Annotated in this window: 19 protein-coding genes and 1 riboswitch; of the genes, 16 read left to right on the top strand and 3 right to left on the bottom strand. The window is 36.2% G+C overall.

All coding sequences use genetic code 11. The annotated features are described in order from the left end of the window. The first annotated feature begins 35 nt into the window (after positions 1-35). The 7 genes from NSQ92_RS15035 to NSQ92_RS15005 all read left to right on the top strand — a co-directional run bounded on the left by NSQ92_RS15035 (position 36) and on the right by NSQ92_RS15005 (position 8,225). Entirely contained in the window at positions 36-443 is a 408-nt protein-coding gene (locus tag NSQ92_RS15035; protein ID WP_047941922.1) for a DUF350 domain-containing protein, read from the top strand. Positions 444-667: 224 nt separating this feature from the next. After that, positions 668-2,350: a long-chain-fatty-acid--CoA ligase gene (locus NSQ92_RS15030; protein WP_047941923.1), complete on the top strand. Its 1,683-nt coding sequence runs from the start codon at positions 668-670 to the stop codon at positions 2,348-2,350. After that, positions 2,331-3,089 (top strand): electron transfer flavoprotein subunit beta/FixA family protein, encoded by a 759-nt coding sequence (locus tag NSQ92_RS15025; RefSeq protein WP_141232338.1) that lies wholly within the window; start codon positions 2,331-2,333, stop codon positions 3,087-3,089. The genes NSQ92_RS15030 and NSQ92_RS15025 overlap by 20 nt, the downstream gene beginning before the upstream one ends. 13 nt (positions 3,090-3,102) lie before the next feature. After that, positions 3,103-4,062, top strand: a complete 960-nt coding sequence (locus NSQ92_RS15020; protein WP_047941924.1) for an electron transfer flavoprotein subunit alpha/FixB family protein — start codon at positions 3,103-3,105, stop codon at positions 4,060-4,062. Positions 4,063-4,193: 131 nt separating this feature from the next. Beyond that, positions 4,194-4,508 carry a thioredoxin gene (gene trxA, locus NSQ92_RS15015; protein ID WP_047941926.1) on the top strand — a complete coding sequence of 105 codons (315 nt, stop codon included), beginning with the start codon at positions 4,194-4,196 and terminating at the stop codon, positions 4,506-4,508. 302 nt (positions 4,509-4,810) lie between these two features. After that, positions 4,811-6,583: an excinuclease ABC subunit UvrC gene (uvrC, locus tag NSQ92_RS15010; protein WP_095323189.1), complete on the top strand. Its 1,773-nt coding sequence runs from the start codon at positions 4,811-4,813 to the stop codon at positions 6,581-6,583. Between the two features lie 60 nt (positions 6,584-6,643). Then, positions 6,644-6,826, top strand: a riboswitch (Lysine riboswitch). A 169-nt stretch (positions 6,827-6,995) separates the two neighbouring features. Continuing rightward, positions 6,996-8,225: an aspartate kinase gene (locus tag NSQ92_RS15005; RefSeq protein WP_095323190.1), complete on the top strand. Its 1,230-nt coding sequence runs from the start codon at positions 6,996-6,998 to the stop codon at positions 8,223-8,225. Between the two features lie 76 nt (positions 8,226-8,301). On the opposite strand, the gene NSQ92_RS15000 is transcribed toward NSQ92_RS15005, so the two are convergent. Continuing rightward, positions 8,302-8,763 carry a YslB family protein gene (locus tag NSQ92_RS15000; protein WP_047941929.1) on the bottom strand — a complete coding sequence of 154 codons (462 nt, stop codon included), beginning with the start codon at positions 8,761-8,763 and terminating at the stop codon, positions 8,302-8,304. Positions 8,764-9,350: 587 nt separating this feature from the next. Between NSQ92_RS15000 and NSQ92_RS14995 the strand changes: the two genes are divergently transcribed. From NSQ92_RS14995 to sdhB, 3 genes are read left to right on the top strand one after another with little or no spacing between them, the layout of a single operon-like run. Then, entirely contained in the window at positions 9,351-9,959 is a 609-nt protein-coding gene (locus tag NSQ92_RS14995; RefSeq protein ID WP_047941930.1) for a succinate dehydrogenase cytochrome b558 subunit, read from the top strand. Positions 9,960-10,006: 47 nt separating this feature from the next. Then, a complete protein-coding gene (gene sdhA / locus NSQ92_RS14990) occupies positions 10,007-11,770 on the top strand; it encodes a succinate dehydrogenase flavoprotein subunit (protein ID WP_047941932.1) in 1,764 nt (587 codons plus the stop codon). 1 nt (position 11,771) lies between these two features. Further along, positions 11,772-12,530: a succinate dehydrogenase iron-sulfur subunit gene (gene sdhB / locus NSQ92_RS14985; protein ID WP_047941933.1), complete on the top strand. Its 759-nt coding sequence runs from the start codon at positions 11,772-11,774 to the stop codon at positions 12,528-12,530. A gap of 35 nt (positions 12,531-12,565) precedes the next feature. On the opposite strand, the gene NSQ92_RS14980 is transcribed toward sdhB, so the two are convergent. After that, positions 12,566-13,714, bottom strand: a complete 1,149-nt coding sequence (locus NSQ92_RS14980) for a hypothetical protein (protein WP_341152925.1) — start codon at positions 13,712-13,714, stop codon at positions 12,566-12,568. Between the two features lie 345 nt (positions 13,715-14,059). Between NSQ92_RS14980 and gerE the strand changes: the two genes are divergently transcribed. From gerE to NSQ92_RS14960, 4 genes are all read left to right on the top strand, one after another. Then, positions 14,060-14,284: a spore germination transcription factor GerE gene (gene gerE / locus NSQ92_RS14975; RefSeq protein WP_016201768.1), complete on the top strand. Its 225-nt coding sequence runs from the start codon at positions 14,060-14,062 to the stop codon at positions 14,282-14,284. A gap of 248 nt (positions 14,285-14,532) precedes the next feature. Next, a complete protein-coding gene (locus tag NSQ92_RS14970) occupies positions 14,533-14,991 on the top strand; it encodes a MarR family winged helix-turn-helix transcriptional regulator (protein ID WP_047943546.1) in 459 nt (152 codons plus the stop codon). Positions 14,992-15,000: 9 nt separating this feature from the next. Then, on the top strand, positions 15,001-15,798 hold the full coding sequence (gene racE, locus NSQ92_RS14965) for a glutamate racemase (RefSeq protein WP_047943547.1): 798 nt from the start codon (positions 15,001-15,003) through the stop codon (positions 15,796-15,798). Between the two features lie 174 nt (positions 15,799-15,972). Next, a complete protein-coding gene (locus tag NSQ92_RS14960) occupies positions 15,973-17,040 on the top strand; it encodes a GerMN domain-containing protein (protein WP_047943548.1) in 1,068 nt (355 codons plus the stop codon). 103 nt (positions 17,041-17,143) lie between these two features. On the opposite strand, the gene NSQ92_RS14955 is transcribed toward NSQ92_RS14960, so the two are convergent. Beyond that, positions 17,144-17,923, bottom strand: a complete 780-nt coding sequence (locus tag NSQ92_RS14955; protein ID WP_047943549.1) for an alpha/beta fold hydrolase — start codon at positions 17,921-17,923, stop codon at positions 17,144-17,146. Positions 17,924-18,260: 337 nt separating this feature from the next. Between NSQ92_RS14955 and NSQ92_RS14950 the strand changes: the two genes are divergently transcribed. Both NSQ92_RS14950 and NSQ92_RS14945 read left to right on the top strand, forming a co-directional pair. Continuing rightward, the gene (locus NSQ92_RS14950; RefSeq protein WP_047943550.1) at positions 18,261-18,866 is read left to right on the top strand and encodes an XTP/dITP diphosphatase; all 606 of its coding nucleotides are present in this window, start codon (positions 18,261-18,263) and stop codon (positions 18,864-18,866) included. Between the two features lie 6 nt (positions 18,867-18,872). Then, the gene (locus NSQ92_RS14945) at positions 18,873-19,382 is read left to right on the top strand and encodes a metallophosphoesterase family protein (protein ID WP_047943551.1); all 510 of its coding nucleotides are present in this window, start codon (positions 18,873-18,875) and stop codon (positions 19,380-19,382) included. The last annotated feature ends 128 nt before the right edge of the window (positions 19,383-19,510 follow it).

The following is a 19,510-nucleotide window of genomic DNA, read 5'->3' as shown; positions in this document are numbered from 1 at the left end:
TTCTTTTGGGAGAATAAAGGTAGAGGAGAAACCTTATGGCACAATTTTGGGAAAATGAATATGTAAAAACGGCCGGCGATTATAGTGTTGTTATTTTAAGCCTTGTTGTATTTTTAGCTATATTTGAACTTGTAACAAAATATAATAATTGGGATGAAATAAAAAATGGGAATCTAGCAGTTGCGATGGCGACAGGCGGGAAAATCTTTGGAATAGCGAATGTTTTCAGCCATTCGATTATGCAAAATGATTCTTTACTGAAAATGATTATCTGGGGTGTATATGGTTTTGTCCTATTGTTAATTGGTTATTTCATCTTTGAATTTTTAACCCCTAAATTTAATATTGACGATGAAATAAAAAATGATAATCGAGCAGTCGGCTTTATTTCTATGATTATTTCTGTTGGTTTATCTTTTGTAATTGGGGCAGGTATCTCTTAATAAATATAGTATTTTAAAGGGAGCTAGGACATAAAAATTCCAGCTAAAAAGCCAAACAAATCACATTCGCATGATTGTTTGGCTTTTTTAGTTACATTTAAAAAGGCTGTTTTTTATGCGGAATTGTGTCAATTAAGGGGAAAGTAGGCTTATACATAATCCAATGAATATGTTCCTCCATATAATAAGCTAGTACAACAATAGAATTAAATGGAGGAATTGTGTTGGAAACAGAGAAAAGATGGTTAAAACTTTATCCTGATCAAATTGCCAAAAATGTTTATTATCGTGCAGATACTCTCCCACAATTATTAAAATACGCGGCAAATGAGTATCCAAAACATAAAGCTATTCATTTTATGGGAAAAGAAATGACGTTTAAAACACTTTATAAGAAAACATTGCAATTTGCAGCATATTTGCAGCACTTAGGTGTAAAAAAAGGGGACAGGGTTGCAGTAATGCTACCGAATATTCCACAAACAGTTATTAGTTTCTATGCAATCTTGCAGGCGGGAGCTATTGCTGTACCAGTAAATCCGCTTTATCAAGAGCGAGAAATAGAATTTATTATGAAAGATTCAGGGGCGAAAGTAATTATAACATTAGATATGCTCTACAACAGAGTGGAAAGAGTAATGAAGCAAACAGATCTTGAACATATTATTGTTACATCTATTAAAGATTATCTCCCATTTCCCAAAAATATTGTCTATCCATTCATTCAAGCGAAAGAGCAAGGAAAACCTCCAACAATTACATCATCAAACTCTACTCATCTATATACCCAAACATTAAAGTCCAAAGAATCAGTCCTAAAGGAAGTACCGATAAATTTTGAAGAAGATATAGCGATTCTACAATACACTGGCGGAACGACAGGTTTTCCAAAGGGAGTTATTCTCACCCATCAAAATTTAGTAGCCAATACTTCTATGTGCAGACAATGGCTATATAAGATGGAAAAGGGAAAAGAAAAAATGCTTGCCGTCATGCCATTATTTCATGTGTATGGACTTATGACAGTTCTTGTATTATCAGTAATGGAAGTATATAAAATGATTCTTGTTCCGAAATTTGATGCGAGTGGTTTGTTAAAAACAATCCATAAACAAAAGCCAACTGTCTTTCCAGGAGCACCTACTATCTACATTGGTTTAATGAATCATCCAGACATAAGCCAATACGATCTTTCCTCGATTAAAGGAGCGATTAGTGGTTCTGCTCCATTACCAGTTGAGGTTATTGAGAAATTTGAGGAAAAGACAGGCGGGAAAATAGTAGAGGGCTATGGATTAACGGAAACATCTCCTGTTACCCACGTGAATTTTCTTTGGGACAATGAAATTGTAAAAGGAAGTATTGGTGTTCCTTGGCCAGGGACTGATGCAGCTATTTTTTCATTAGAGTCAGGTGAAATATTGCCAGTGGGAGAAGTTGGGGAGCTTGCAATTAAGGGGCCGCAAGTGATGAAAGGATATTGGAACAATGATGAAGAAACCAATAAGGTTTTAAAAGATGGCTGGTTACTAACTGGTGATATCGCATATATGGATGAGAAAGGGTATTTTTATATCGTCGATCGGAAAAAGGACATTATCATTGCAGGCGGCTTTAATATCTATCCTCGTGAAATTGAAGAAGTTTTGTATGAGCACCCAGCTGTCATGGAAGCATCAGTTGTGGGAGTGAAGGATCCTTATAGGGGAGAGACAGTGAAAGCATTTATTGTATTGCGCGAAGGAATGACGGTTACAGAAGAAGAACTGAATCAGTTTATGCGTAGGAAATTGGCATCTTTTAAAGTACCTCGTATTTATGAATTTAGAGAAGAACTTCCGAAAACAGCAGTAGGAAAAGTATTAAGAAGACAATTGAAGAAAGAAAGTGAAGAAGAAAATGAGTAATGAATCATTGCAGATTGTGGTTTTATTATCGAGAACCGTTTCTCCTGAGGCTACCCTCGTACTTGAAGAAGAACAAGTACTGGTAGAGGAAAAAGAGTTTATCATCAATCCACCAGATGCGATAAGTTTAGAAGAAGCCCTACAATTAAAAGAAAAATATGGTGGGCATATAACGGTGCTGATGGTAAGTAAAAAAGAAGGAGAAAAGCAATTGAGAACAGCTTTAGCTATGGGAGCAGATCAAGCTGTTTTAATAGAATCTAATCCTGATGAAGATCATCCAGCTCATATAGCTAAAAAGATACAAGAATATTTGCAAAATATAGACTACGATGTTCTATTAGCAGGAGATTTTTCTACAGATGGAGCAACAAGTCAAGTAGGTCCTAGGGTTGCTGCTTTATTAGATATTCCCTACTTTGTGAAAGCAATTCGAATCGAACAAGAGGAAAAACATGCAAAAATTAAAAGAAATGCAGATGGAGACATCGAAACATATCAAGTTCCGTTTCCTTTTTTAGCTACCATTCCACAAAGTTTACACGTTCCAAGATTGCCATCACTTGCTGGGATCATGAAAGCAAAAAAGAAGCCTTTTCGATTTATCCAGGTAAAGGAAAACCACGCAAAAACGCTCAGCCACTATTCATATCCACAATTAAATCGTAAAAAAATGATGTTGCAAGGGGAAATAAAAGATCAAGTTGCTTCCTTATCCAAATTATTAAAGTCATTGTAATGGAGGAGTTAATATGAAGGGAAAAATCGTTGTGGTGGGAGAACATCAAGAAGGAAAAATTGCCTCCATTACCCTTGAGTGTATTTCAGCAGCAAAGGAATTAAAAACGGAGGCAGAAACAATTCTCTTGCTAATGGGAGAGGATATGAGAACGAACGCATCTGAATGGAATGAAACGGATGTCGATCAAATCATTATCGTGGAACACCCTTTGTTAGCTAGATTTTCGAATGAATCATATATAAAAGCCCTCTTATCTGTTTGGGAACAACTTGAACCCTCTATTCTTTTATGTGGACACAATGATATCGGCAGATCCATCTTCCCGTATTTAAGTGAGAAATGGAATCTACCCTTACTTTCAAATATAGAGAGTTTTGTCCTTCATGATAACAAACTGTCTATAACTCGGTCTGCTTATTCTGGTAAATTAACGGAACGAACAGAAGTGGAAGGTTCTTCTTTTCTTATAACAATAAAGCCTAAAAAATGGAAGCCTCTCCCAAAGAAGGAGAAAACAAAACCAGCTGTCCATTCTTTGAAAGTAAATATCGATAAGCCAGTAGCTACTTTAATTGGACTCGAACAAAAAAGAGAAAAGGCAGCTGGCTTAGTGGATGCAAAAATTATCGTGGGCGCTGGAAGAGGTATTCAAAATGAAGAGGGATTTGCACTAGTGAAGAAATTAGCTGACACTCTTGGAGGAACAGTCGGTGTTTCCAGAGGTGCAGTAGAATTAGGAGTATGTGATGCTTCCATTCAGCTTGGACAGACAGGAAAAACCGTGGCTCCAGATATATACATCGCCTGCGGAATTTCAGGGGCTATTCAACATCTTGTTGGCGTTACGTCTGCCAAAACCATTATTGCTATTAATAAAGATCCAAATGCTCCAATTTTTGAAGTAGCTGATTATGGGATTGTGGGAGATATTTTTGAAATAATACCTTCTTTATTAAAAGAATGGGAATGATCTAATTATAGGTGAATGTATTAGCTGATAGTAGGGGAAAATGATATTTGAAACATATTATTAGTATCATCAAAGAAACCATGGTATACTTTCGATATTGTTAGTTTATCAAATAAGGAGGCAAATTATAAATGGCCATTACACATGCAACAGATCAAACATTCCAAGAAGAAACAGGTTCAGGTGTAGTATTAGTAGATTTCTGGGCACCATGGTGCGGACCTTGTAAAATGATCGCTCCAGTTCTTGAAGAACTTGACGGCGAAATGGGAGATAGCGTAAAAATCGTTAAAGTAGATGTAGACGAAAACCAAGGATCAGCATCTAAATTTGGCGTAATGAGCATCCCAACTTTACTTGTTCTTAAAGACGGTGAAGTAGTAGATAAAGTAGTTGGATTCCAACCAAAAGAAGCTCTTTCTGAACTATTAGCTAAACATGTTTAATGAACTCTTTCTTTTTTTGAAAGAGAAAGACCTGTAGACACTCCTAGTGTCTACAGGTTTTTTGATGGAGAAAATAAACTTGTGGTATAAAAGTGAAGCATAAGAATAATCCGATAAAAGCAGATCAAGTTATCAACATTACATCGCAATAAAATCCTAATTCCTTCATGTAAGCATAAACCGTTTTCCCTAAAATATTCCCATTCCATACTTTTTCCTTGATGAATCGATGAAATTCTCTATAATTAGAGAAGATAGTATATATGTTCGTTTATAAGGTTTGTGAGCTGGGAGGGAAAATTGTGAACGACATCATTAAAAATAAATTAATGATCTTACCTGATCAGCCTGGATGTTATTTGATGAAGGACCGACAAGGTACCATTATTTATGTAGGAAAAGCAAAGGTATTAAAAAATCGAGTTCGCTCCTACTTTACAGGCTCTCATGATGGTAAGACATTAAGACTAGTCAATGAAATTGAAGATTTTGAATACATCATAACCTCTTCCAATATTGAAGCATTAATATTAGAAATAAATTTAATTAAGAAGCATGATCCAAAATATAATATTATGCTGAAGGATGATAAAAGCTATCCATTTATTAAATTGACGGCTGAAAGGCATCCAAGGCTGATTACAACTCGAAATGTAAAGAAAGATAAGGGCAAGTACTTTGGCCCATATCCAAACGTCCAAGCAGCAAATGAAACGAAAAAACTTCTTGATCGTATTTACCCTTTACGTAAGTGCAATGTGCTGCCAGATAGAGTTTGTTTATATTATCATTTAGGACAATGTTTAGCTCCTTGTGTAAATGAGGTTACCGAACAAGAATATAAGAAGATGACAGATGATATCACCAAGTTCTTAAATGGTGGATATAAAGATATTAAAAAAGAACTATCTGAAAAAATGATGGCAGCATCAGAAGAATTAGACTTTGAGCGCGCCAAGGAATACCGCGACCAAATCGCTCATATCGAAGCAACAATGGAAAAGCAAAAAATGATGATGACGGATTTAGTAGACAGAGATATTTTTGGCTATTCCTATGATAAAGGCTGGATGTGTGTTCAAGTATTTTTTGTTCGTCAAGGAAAGTTAATTGAACGCGACGTAAGTACGTTTCCAATTTATCAAGAGCCTGAAGAGGAAATGCTAACATATCTAGGTCAGTTTTATGAGAAAGCCAATCATTTTAAACCAAAGGAAATTTATCTTCCAGACGAGATCCAAGGAGATATTGTCGAAGAATTATTAAAAGTAAAAGTGATAAAGCCACAGAGAGGGCAAAAAAAGGAACTTGTATTATTAGCTAATAAAAATGCGAAGAATGCTTTAACAGAGAAGTTTGCATTAATCGAACGTGATGAGGAGCGTACGATAAAAGCAGTGGAAAACCTAGGCAGACAAATGGGGATTTACACACCTCTGCGGATTGAAGCATTTGATAACAGTAATATTCAAGGGACGAATCCGGTTTCAGCGATGATTGTCTTTATCGATGGAAAACCAGCGAAACGAGAATACCGCAAGTATAAAATCAAATCGGTAAAAGGACCAGATGATTATGAATCCATGCGGGAAGTAGTTCGAAGAAGATATCAGCGCGTTTTAAAAGAAGGGCTGCCACTTCCAGATTTACTATTAATTGATGGTGGAAAAGGGCATCTTGAAGCAGTTAGAGAAGTTCTACTCGATGAATTAAGCTTAGATATTCCAGTTGCTGGCTTAGTAAAGGATGATAAGCACCGCACTTCTCAACTACTATTCGGAAATCCATTGGAGATTATCCCGCTTGAACGAAATAGTCAGGAATTCTATTTATTACAAAGAATCCAAGACGAAGTTCACCGCTTTGCAATTACGTTTCATCGTCAATTAAGAGGGAAGAATGCTTTTCAGTCTTTATTGGATGACATTCCTGGAATTGGAGAAAAGCGCAGAAAATTACTTTTAAAAACCTTTGGATCTGTGAAGAAAATGAAAGAAGCTACGATCGAAGAATTTGTGGAAGCAGGTATTCCCGCAAATGTGGCTGAACAATTACTTGCTAAATTAAAGGAATAAAAAATTTATTTGTCGGAATGAATCCACTGTGCTATAATGATGGCAACTTATAACTTAATAAGTGAAGGTAGAGGTGCGAACTTCAAGAGTAATAATTCGGAGAAGAATGAGCTTCAGGGAAGAATTATGAAAGGGATAGATCGCCGAAGTAAGGAAAGTTCTCATGACTTTCTTTGCTGGTTTTGCATTGAATAAATGTAAGACTGTCAAAACAAGGAACTGTTTTGGAGAGCTATCTCACTGTTTGTGCATAAATATATTATATTCAACTGCACGGCAATGAGATATTCTCATTGCTTTTTTTATTTGTCTTTTATTCATTAAGATAGCCAAAGAGAAATAAAAAGTACATAAAGAAAAGTAATGAGAAATAAAAAGAAACCTCTAAGATTACAAGAAGGTAGGGAATGAAGTGGGATTAGTTGTACAAAAGTTTGGTGGTACTTCCGTAGGCAGTGCAGAAAGAATTCTTCATGTAGCAGAAAGAGTAATCGAAGAAAGAAATCGTGGCAATGATGTAGTCGTCGTCGTATCCGCTATGGGGAAAACAACCGATTCGCTTGTAACGCTTGCAAGTGAAATAAATCCAAAGCCATCTAAAAGAGAAATGGATGTCTTACTATCCACAGGAGAGCAAATTACCATCAGCTTACTATCTATGGCTTTACAGGCACAAGGAGTAGACGCCATTTCCTATACTGGCTGGCAAGCAGGAATAGAAACAGAGGATGTTCATGGGAATGCGCGAATAGTAAAGATACAAACAGAAAAAGTACAAGAACAGCTACAACAAGGAAAAGTAGTAGTAGTTGCTGGATTTCAGGGAGTGACTGATACAGGGGATATAACAACACTTGGACGTGGTGGATCTGATACAACGGCGGTTGCGATTGCAGCAGCTTTAAAAGCAGATAAATGTGATATTTACACAGATGTAACAGGCGTTTTTACAACCGACCCTCGTTTTGTGAAAAGTGCACGAAAACTATTAGCGATTTCTTATGATGAAATGTTGGAATTAGCTAATTTAGGGGCAGGAGTCCTACATCCAAGAGCAGTAGAATATGCAAAAAACTATCAAGTACCATTAGTGGTTCGCTCAAGTATGGAACAAGAAGAAGGAACAATCATCGAGGAGGAAGTTTCCATGGAACAAAATTTAGTTGTACGCGGAGTGGCATTTGAGGACAATATTACGAGTGTGACGGTATTTGGCTTAAGAAATCCCTTAACAAGTCTCTCTACTATTTTCACCACCCTTGCGTCCCATCATATAAATGTCGATATTATTATTCAAAGCTTAACAAATGACCAGCTGACAAACTTATCTTTTTCGATAAAAGATAGTGACTTAGAAGAAACATTGAATGTGCTAGAAGAAAATAAAGCGGAATTAGGATACGATAAAGTAACTTCTGAACAAGGATTGGCAAAAGTATCGATAGTCGGTTCTGGAATGATTTCAAATCCTGGTGTTGCAGCAGATATGTTTAAAGTATTATCACAAGAAAAAATTATTATTAAAATGGTAAGCACATCCGAAATTAAAGTATCAACAGTAATTGAGAAAGAGAAGATGGTGAAAGCTGTAGAAATTCTTCACGATGCATTTGAATTAAGCAAATTGCCTGTGCATGCATAAGAAATGATTAGTAGAAGCAAAAAAGACTCCAAAGGAAGGAAGACTATTAAAATTCTTCTCTCCTTTAGAGTTCTTTTTACTCTTCTATAGGATCTTTACTATCCCAGCGAACCGTTATGGTTACTTTTTTTTCTTTTCTTTTTGGATCTTCAAAGGCTTCAGCAATAACCTTTTTTGTCTGTTCATATTGTTGAGCTAAATAACCTGCTTCTAATTGAAAGGTGCATTTCCCTTTTTCCTTTAATCTTTTTTCAATCAGCTCGCTGGATAATTGATAGATAATTTCGTTTTTTGTTTGCTTAACTACTTCTAAATTTCCCCATCCGACTTTTTGAAAAAAGGCGTACGCTTCTTCTACAGCATTTAAAGGAAATAATCGGGCAATACGTTTACCGGCCCAATATAACAGATCAGGCGTATCCCGGCCTAATAATTCGGGGATAAGTATCTCTCGAATTAATTCATATCCATATGCGGGAACAGTAAGGGGATCTGACTCCACCTGTGTTTTTTCTTCTAAGGATGTTAAATCACTCAATATGCTCTCCTCTTTCTATGATTCTATTATATTTACATAATTACAAGATAGTCTCTTCATAAAAGTAATCATTTTGGCATTTGCGATATTTCCATACATTGGTTATGCCAAAAGTACGGAATCCAAATAAAATAGAATAAAATATATTGTCTAAATAGTATACTGTAAAAACGGAAAAAAATCATAAGAAAAGGGAACGATTTTTGAATTAGGGTGACTAAAAAACGGGAAAAATCTATTTGAAAATAAGCGATTTTTTAAATTATGTTTTAAAATATCTTTTCCTTTTAAAGGAAAAAGTTTTGCTTTCATAACGATAAAATCAATATTTGTTCATGTCCTTTGCATTGATTCTATTATTTGATTTGTATGTTAAATTTATGCGAAGAAGAGAAAAGAGGAAATTTATCCTTTTTTTGGACATATAGATAGAAAAAAAGCGAAAGAAAATTTATTTAATGTATCCGTTTTCTTGACCGCATTTTTTTTTAAGAGTACAATTAAATTGTCACTAAATTGTAAGAATTTTTGGTTATGTTATCGCTTTATGGGCAATGGGAGTATGTCATCAATTAGGGGGGAATTTTATGGCAGCAAATCGAGAGTTTTTATTCAGAAGGCTTCACTCGTTATTAGGAGTGATCCCAGTAGGTGTATTTTTAATCCAACATTTAGTTGTCAATCACTTTGCAACTAGAGGTCCAGAAGCTTTTAACAAGGCAGCTGGCTTTATGGAGCATTTACCTTTTCGGTATTTTCTTGAAATTTTTGTAATATTTTTACCGATTTTGTATCATGCAATTTATGGAATTTATATTGCGTTTACAGCCAAAAATAATACAAAAAATTATAGTTTCTTTCGAAATTGGATGTTCTATATCCAAAGAGTGACAGGGATCATTACGTTAATTTTTATCGTTTGGCATGTTTGGGAAACAAGAGTAGCAGCTCAATTAGGCCAAGAAGTAAATTATGACATGATGAGTGAAAATTTAGCAAATCCTTGGATGCTTGCATTTTATTTAGTGGGTGTAATCTCCACGATTTTCCACTTCTCAAATGGTTTATGGTCATTCTGTGTAAGCTGGGGAATTACTGTTTCGCCAAAGTCTCAACGAATTAATACATATGTAACGCTAGGAATATTTGTTGCATTATCAATTGTAGGTGTACGAGCAATCTTCGCGTTTGTTTAATAAATACTAGATTAGTAGAGCAATAGATGAAGGAGTGAACGTTTGTTATGAAGAAAGGGAAAGTGATCATCGTTGGCGGTGGTTTAGCAGGATTAATGGCAGCAATCAAAGTAGCAGAGACAGGGACTCCTTTAGAATTATTTTCCCTTGTGCCTGTAAAAAGATCACATTCTGTTTGTGCTCAAGGCGGGATCAATGGAGCGGTGAATACAAAGGGAGAAGGAGATTCTCCATGGGAGCATTTTGATGATACGGTTTATGGCGGTGACTTCTTAGCAAACCAGCCACCGGTTAAAGCAATGGCGGAGGCAGCCCCGGGCATTATCCACTTGATGGACCGAATGGGAGTTATGTTTAATCGTACACCGGAAGGATTACTGGACTTCCGCCGTTTTGGAGGAACACAGTATCACAGAACCGCTTTTGCAGGTGCAACTACAGGACAACAGCTTCTATACGCATTGGATGAGCAAGTAAGAAGATACGAAGTCGACGGGCTTGTCGTGAAATATGAAGGCTGGGAGTTCCTTGGAATTATCACAGATGATGAAGGGGTATGCAGAGGAATTAAGGCACAGGATTTAAAAACAATGGAGATTAAGTCCTTCCCTGCAGACGCTGTTATTATGGCAACTGGCGGCCCTGGAATTATCTTTGGGAAATCCACAAATTCCATTATAAATACTGGTTCAGCAGCATCTGTTGTTTATCAGCAAGGAGCTTATTATGCAAATGGTGAATTTATTCAAATCCATCCAACTGCAATACCTGGTGATGATAAATTACGTTTAATGAGTGAATCAGCTCGTGGAGAAGGCGGTCGTATCTGGACGTATAAAGATGGAAAGCCATGGTATTTCTTAGAAGAAAAGTACCCAGCTTATGGAAACCTTGTACCAAGGGATATTGCCACACGCGAGATTTTCCATGTATGTGTCGATCAAAAGCTCGGCATCAATGGAGAAAACATGGTGTATTTAGATTTATCCCATAAAAATCCAAAAGAGCTTGATATTAAACTGGGCGGCATTATCGAGATTTACGAAAAATTCACTGGTGAAGATCCTCGTAAACTTCCGATGAAAATTTTCCCTGCTGTTCATTACTCCATGGGTGGATTGTGGGTAGATTACGATCAAATGACAAATATTCCAGGCTTATTTGCTGCTGGTGAATGTGATTATTCACAGCATGGAGCAAACCGCTTAGGTGCCAATAGCTTGCTTTCAGCAATTTATGGCGGCATGGTAGTTGGTCCGAATGCGGTTAAATATATAAGCGGATTAAGCAAAAGCGCAGAAGATTTATCATCATCCATATATGATTCCGCTATTAAAGCAGAAGAAGCTAAATGGCAGGGTATTTTGAAAATGGATGGAACAGAAAATGCCTATGTGCTTCATAAAGAATTAGGGGAATGGATGACAGATAACGTTACAGTAGTTCGTTACAACGATAAGCTGCTGGCAACAGATGACAAGATTCAAGAGCTGTTAGAGCGTTATAAAAATATTAATATCAATGATACAGCAAAATGGTCTAACCAAGGAGGCGTATTTACGCGTCAATTAGAAAATATGCTTCAGCTAGCACGTGTGATTACCCTCGGTGCATATAACCGAAATGAAAGCCGTGGAGCACATTATAAACCAGAATTTCCAGAAAGAAATGATGAAGATTTCTTAAAAACAACAATGGCTAAATTTGTGGGCGCAAATGAGGCACCAGATTTCCATTACCAAGAAGTAGATACCTCCTTAATTAAACCGAGAAAAAGAGATTATTCAAAGCAAAAAGAGGGAGTGAAATAAAATGGGGGAGCAAAAAACAGTAACATTACAAATTGAAAGACAAGATGACCCTAATTCACCATCTTATGTAGAAGAATTTACTTTGCCTTATCGTCCTAATATGAACATTATTTCTGCATTAATGGAGATTCGCAGAAATCCAGTTACAAGCGACGGAAAAAAAACCTCTCCAGTTGCTTGGGATATGAACTGTTTGGAAGAAGTTTGCGGAGCCTGTTCTATGGTCATCAATGGTAAACCACGCCAATCCTGTACAGCGCTTATTGATCAATTAGAACAGCCGATTCGTCTAGAGCCAATGAGAACATTCCCTGTGGTGCGCGATCTGCAAGTCGATCGAAGCCGCATGTTTGACAGCTTAAAGAAAGTTAAAGCATGGATACCAATTGATGGCACATATGATTTAGGACCTGGACCAAGAATGCCAGAGAAAAAACGCCAGTGGGCATATGAGCTATCGAAATGTATGACATGTGGAGTCTGCTTAGAAGCTTGCCCGAATGTAAATAGTAAATCTAATTTCATTGGACCAGCACCGCTTTCTCAAGTTCGTCTCTTTAATTCACATCCAACAGGAGAGATGAATAAAGAGGAAAGACTTCATGAGATAATGGGAGATGGCGGACTAGCTAACTGCGGTAACTCTCAAAACTGTGTGCAGTCCTGTCCAAAAGGCATTCCACTGACAACGTCGATTGCAGCCTTAAACCGAGAAACAACGTTCCAAGCATTTAAAGAGTTCTTTGGAAGTGATCATTAAACAAAAGACCACCAGTTAAGGTGGTCTTTCTTGTGTTAATATTTTTCCTTAAATTGGTGATAAGTGAACATGAATTCCTCTGCTATTGTTTGTTCCTCGCTAGCTAGTCTACTAACATTTGTCTCTAGATATTCAATGGCATCTTCCAGGGCTTGCAGATTCTCTGTTAAGATACGTTTATCTTCCTCATTTTTTATATCAGCAGTCTTTTGCCCGTAATCATACTGGTATAATGTATCATATACTTCATTATTACTGGCCGCTAAGGCCATTTTTCTTTGCAAGCATGGCAGACAAATTCCGCATGGTACTTTCGCTGATATATACCCATCTCCTCTCATCCGGAGACACTCTGCCGTGTTTTTTATTTGTAGCTTATATTCTTTAGGCATCTCATTGATCACACGATAGAAGGGGCGATGTAAGATAGGCGTTTGGATAGTCAAATCAAGCTCCAAACCGGAATAAAGAGCATTTAATAAATTAAATGTTTTTGGATGAGTAGCTTTAAGCAGTACATTCCCATCGATAGAAATGTCCTTATTAATTTTGCTATTTTGATAGACATATACATTGCCTTTCCCGTTAAAATATGTTTTTGCTGCTGCAATCGATACAAGCAAGCATATGCTTGCGGCTGATCGTTTTCTTCTGACCTTCTTGCAAATCGCCGAACCTAAATGAATGATCTCTCCAGAATCTGAAACATTACTGCGCAAAAAAGCAGCTAGTTTTTCTTGTTTACTCTGTTCATTGTTCATGTTTTTAAGTCGAATGTAGTCTGAAGCGATGGGCAGATCTGGGAATTTATTTTTCGCAACACCCACAAGTGATGCCATATCATCCAAAAACAATGTTACTTCCTGATTATTTGGAAGGAAAAATGATGGAGCCAACAGCGCTGCTTCATTTTGCTGGAAATTCAGATAAACTGGTGCATCCATTATCCAATCTATTAGCTCTTTTAAGACATCTTTATTTTTTTCCCAGAGACTTAAATTGAAAACAGGTACAATTAAGCGATTATTTTTTCGCGCCTTTTTCGTTTGTTGTTCAAAGTAAAATAGACTCCCCATAATCGTTACCATATCAATATATGGAGTTCTGTTCTCTTCATAATCAAAATACATATCCTGAAGAATTTTTTTATGTAAATTTGTCAATAATTCAATGTTAAAGTCCATCTATATCACCAAAACTTTCTTTGATAACAGAAATTTACTACGACACCAAGGTTCATTGTTTAAATTATAACACGGTTTTTTAGAAAGTTTGGAAAAAGTGATTATAATTGCACGTACTACATTTTGACTATTTCATCCTGAAAATTCGTGTGTTGAAAGTTCATAAGTACGTAAAATTATAGTCAAATGATGGAAATGGAGTACTAATGATGAAAAACCGAAAAAACCTTTCCTAATTTGCTTAAATCCAGTCACTCCAAGGTGTCATCTTACATAATATATTCAGACTATAACTATACCCATCCCAAAGTTCATAGCTGGCAAAGGCAAGGAGGGTTACACTACTTGAAGGAGAATGAATTTACTCACAAGCCATTATTAACCAAAAGAGAAAGAGAAGTATTTGAGCTGTTAGTCCAAGATAAAACGACTAAGGAAATCGCGAGTGATTTATTCATAAGCGAAAAAACAGTTCGAAATCATATTTCTAATGCTATGCAGAAGCTGGGCGTGAAGGGGCGTTCACAGGCTGTTGTAGAACTCCTTAGAATGGGAGAACTAGAACTATAATAAAGAAGATGATCATGTATAAGCAGGCAGGAAATTCCACTCCTTACCCCGCTTATATGGGTCATCTTCTTTTTAATGTGAATAAGTAGTGGAATCATGGCTTTATTCGGCAATTTTTACATGGACATTAACTTTTCACCTTATACATTTACGAGGGGAGAATTGTAGATTATAATTAAAGGTACTGATTTATAGAAAATTGTCGGATATTCATTATATTTGTATATTTATATATGGGAGTTGTAATCATGATGACTGAAGAGAAAGATGTAAAGGAATACTTAGAGAATATAGCTACAATCGAAAAGGATATGCGCTACATATCTGGTATTATCAAACAAAAGGGGAGAGAGATTTTAAGTAATTATACGATGACTCCTCCTCAATTTGTGGCCTTACAATGGCTATTTGAAGAAGGAGATATGACGATTGGGGAATTATCTAATAAAATGTTCCTTGCGTTTAGTACTACGACAGATTTAGTTGATCGAATGGAAAAAAATCAGTTAGTCCAAAGAGTGAAGGATCCCAATGATCGACGTGTGGTTCGTATTCATATGCTAGAAGAAGGAAAAAGATTAATTGACGAAGTTATCAAGAAGCGTCAGGGCTATCTTCAAGAGGTATTAAATGAGTACTCAACGAAAGATATTGAAGAATTAAAGAAAAATTTTATGCGGTTACATCAAGTAATGCGAGAAAAATGAGGCGGTTTTTTGGAAAGAGCAATAGGGGTTATAGATTCTGGGGTTGGTGGATTAACAGTTGCAAAGGAGATAATGCGCCAGCTTCCTTTTGAAAATATCGTTTACTTAGGGGATACGGCAAGATGTCCATATGGCCCAAGAACGGGAGAAGAAGTGAAGAAATTTACTTGGGAAATGACTAGGTTCCTGTTGAAGAAAAATATAAAGATGCTTGTGATTGCCTGTAATACAGCTACTGCGGTCGCACTAGAGGAGATACGCGAACAGCTATCTATTCCGGTGATTGGCGTAATCGTTCCAGGTGCACGGACAGCAATAAAGGTAACGAAAAATAATTATATAGGCATGATTGGAACAATAGGTACTGTTCGAAGTCGGGCATATGAAACAGCACTAAAGAAGATTAATAATCGAGTTAGAACAGTTAGTTTAGCATGCCCGAAATTTGTCCCTTTAGTGGAGAGCGGCGAATATGATGGACCAGTCGCAAGGAAAATTGTGAAAGAAACGCTGTGGCCATTAAAGAATAAAGAGATAGATACTCTAATTCTTGGCTGTACCCATTATCCTTTGTTAGCAAAAGTTATACAGGAAGAGATGGGAAAAAAGGTTAAGGTAATTAGTTCTGGAGCAGAAACTGCCCGCGAAGTTAGTACTATTCTCAACCATCATGATGAACTTGCTTCTGAAGAGAATCAAGTAGAACATTATTTTTATACAACTGGATCAAAAGAGATGTTTGCCCGCATCGCGTCCAATTGGCTGAATCAAGAAATACATGCTGTTGAAACAGTTAAATTAACATAATAAGGAAGACTGCCTTCTGTCTCCATTACATCATGTTTAGACGATTTTCTATCTAGACATTTTGCAATGAAAATAGGGAGACAGTCTTTTTTTGAAAAAAATATCCTAAAGACGGTCTAAAAAAAATATAGGCTCGTATATATATTAGTACAAACTGTCTTAGGAGTGATGAAGATGTCTAAGAATAACAAATTGACCATTGTTTCAGCGGTTATCATATCATCTGTGTTGATCTCTGGTTGTAGCTTGTTAGGAGATAAAGAAAAAGTCGATCCACCGCAAACTACTTCGTATGAAGAGGATGCAGTTAAAAAGGAGGCGGACAAGGAAACGACAGGTGAAGTTGCGAAAGAGGATTCAATGCCAGTTGAATTATACTTAATGGATAAAAACGGGTATGTTGTTCCTCAAACTTTAAACCTGCCAAAAACGAATTCGATTGCAAAAGAAAGCCTAGAATATTTAGTTAAGGGTGGGAAAGTTTCTGAATTGCTGCCAAATGATTTCCAAGCAGTAATTCCTCAAGATACAAAAATAAGTATTAATGTAGATAAAGATAAAGTGGCTACTGTAGATTTTTCTAAGGAATTCAAAGAATACGAGGCTAAAGATGAAGAGAAAATCCTGCAATCCATTACATGGACATTGACACAATTTGATTCCATCGATAGTGTGAAACTTTCGTTAAATGGTCATGAGCTGACAGAGATGCCTGTAAATAAAACGCCAATTCAAGGTGCATTAACAAGAGCTGATGGCATCAACATTAATACAGATGATGTCACAGACATTACAAACACAAGACCATTGACTGTTTATTATATTGGCGGAGAGTTGGACTCCTATTATTATGTGCCAGTAACGAAGCGTATTAGCAATGGCGAAGAAAATAATGTCGCTGCTGCAGTAGGAGAGCTAATAGAAGGACCTGGTATGGGCGGAGCAGCAGCACTAACAAGTTTATTACCTAATGACGTAAAGCTGTTGGATGATCCAATTGTAGAAGATGGCAAGGTTACGTTAAACTTTAACGAGAATATATATTCTAGTGGCTTAAATGGAGAAGAAAAGGTACTGGCTGATGAAGTATTAAATTCATTAGTATTATCCTTAACAGAGCAAGAAGGCATTGAAAGTGTTGCTGTTACTGTGAATGGAGAAGCAGATTTAGTGAACGCAGAAGGGGAAAGCTTAACTAAACCAGTGACTCGTCCAGAAAATGTAAATACTGGTAGCTTCTAATATTAATGGGTAAAGGGGATGAGAATGGTTATATTCTTATCCCCTTCTTCGTATGAGCGTTATTTTTTAGGAGACAAAAACTTTCCTTAGCAAATAATAAATATTACCTTATCACTTTACATTCATTTGGTAAAACACCTTTTTGAATCCACGTTTCGACCATATGATTAAAAAAATCAGGCATAGCGAAAGATACTCCATGGCCAATATTAGGGATAATCACGCCGATTCCATTCGAATTTGCCTCCACAATATCTTTTGCGGATTTTTTCATCATGGCTTTTTCCTTTTCACCAACCGTAACCAATATTTTTCCAGTGGCCTCTGCAAAATTTTTAGGGAGTTGAAAGGACATATTTTCTTCCAATACTCGAACAAGGGTATCAGAACTTATTTGACAACTTTCTTCATAATATTTTTCAAAATAGTCATCGCTGATATATAGTGTACTGGCTTGCAGTTTGGAAAAGGTTTTATTTTGAATTAATGGGTAGGTTAATGCAATAGTAGGTTTTATTATTTTCTTTGCCCATAAAATCGGTCTAACTGAAGCGCTATTGATTATGGCAAGATTCATTATATCTGGTTTCATACTGATCATTTCCACAATGACTTGAGAACCTAAAGAAAATCCAATTAAGATTACTTTCTTTCCTCTGGCTTTATCTTCCACTAATTTAATTAATGCTTCTGCACTCCCTTTTATAGTAAATTTAACTTTATCATTATTCAATCCATGTTCAGGTAAGAGGGGAACAACACAGTGATAATGAGTGAAGTATTGAATTTGCTTATCCCACATCCAATCACTTACTCCACCACCATGTATAAATAGCATCAGTGGAGCACTTTTATCACCATATTCCTGATAGTGTAAAGACATGTTTTACCTCTTTTCTTTGATTAGTGGTATAAATTGGCTTGTTATAATAAATACGTTCTAAGGGTGAAATTGTTTCGTTCAAATGAAATAACAATTTTATTTGAAGGTGTTATTTTTATTTAGTGATAAGTGATTCTAGGAATAATGGTTTGCTTTCTGTAGGTGAGCGAATGGATATCATCGCATAAACTTCACAAAACTGCCTTTGGAAATAAGAAAGAAAGGGTATATACTGATATTAGACGGATGATTTTAAGCGTAGTAAACTATAAGAAAGTACATAATTTACATAGTTCAACATAAGAAAATAACAAATAGAGACTAAAGGAGTTTTACAATGAAAGAAATTATTATTGCAACTAAGAATACAGGCAAAGCAAAAGAATTTGTACAAATGTTTTCACCACTTGGCTATGAAGTAAAAACACTATTAGATTTCCCAGATGTCCAAGATGTAGAAGAGACAGGAACAACATTTGAAGAAAATGCTCTCCTTAAAGCAGAAACGATTTCTAAGCTGCTAAATCGTGTCGTTATTTCAGATGATTCTGGTCTTGTTATTGATGCATTAAACGGGAGACCAGGAGTATACTCCGCACGTTACGCAGGAGAACAAAAGAATGATCAAGATAATATGGACAAGGTTTTGCATGAATTAGAGGGTGTACCATTAGAAAAACGAACTGCTCGTTTTTGTTGTACATTAGCAGTTGCGATTCCAAATGAAGACTCCTTAACATTTACTGGAACTTGTGAAGGGGTTATTCTGGAGGAAAGAAGAGGAGAATATGGATTTGGCTATGATCCAATCTTTTATGTAGAAGCAGAAGAAAAGGCAATGGCGGAATTGCCGCCTGAGAAGAAAAATAAAATTAGTCATCGTGCAAACGCATTGAAAAAACTAAAAGAACAGCTTCCGACTGTTTTTAAAGAAGGGAAATAGAACTGGATGAAAATTTTGATTGTAAGTGACAGTCATGGATTGGTATCCGAGTTAGGTACTTTAAAAAAAAGACATGAAGAAGATGTCGAGTTATTTCTGCATTGTGGAGATTCTGAACTATCAGCAAGTGAAGAAGTGATGAAGGGATATATTACTGTTCAAGGTAACTGTGATTATGAAGACAAATTTCCAACAGAGACCACTCAAGAAATTGCAGACAAAAAGATTTTTTTAACACATGGACATCTATATGGCGTCAAATCCTCCCTTAATAACTTGCTGTATAAGGCAAAGGAAGTGGGAGCAAATATTGCCTGTTTCGGCCATTCTCATTTCTTGGGGATGGAAGTAGTTGATGATGTTCTTTTCATTAATCCCGGTAGTTTAAGACTGCCTAGAGGAAGAAAAGAACAAACATATGTTATTTTAACTATTGAAATGGACCGATTTGTAACGGAAGTTTATGATTTTTATAGTGGATTGCTACCAGAATTAACAAGTGAATTTCCTTTTTAGTCGGCTTTTTCCTAATGAGGAAGAAAAAAATTCCTCATTAGGAAAAAAAGCTTCACTAAACTATTGACTTTATGTTGCTATAATCATATAATAACTATTGTCCTCATAAGGACCGAATAAATACATAG

Source organism: Niallia sp. FSL M8-0099, from assembly GCF_038006945.1.
Lineage (GTDB): Bacteria > Bacillota > Bacilli > Bacillales > Cytobacillaceae > Niallia > Niallia circulans.
This window is presented reverse-complemented; position numbering and strand designations above follow the sequence as displayed.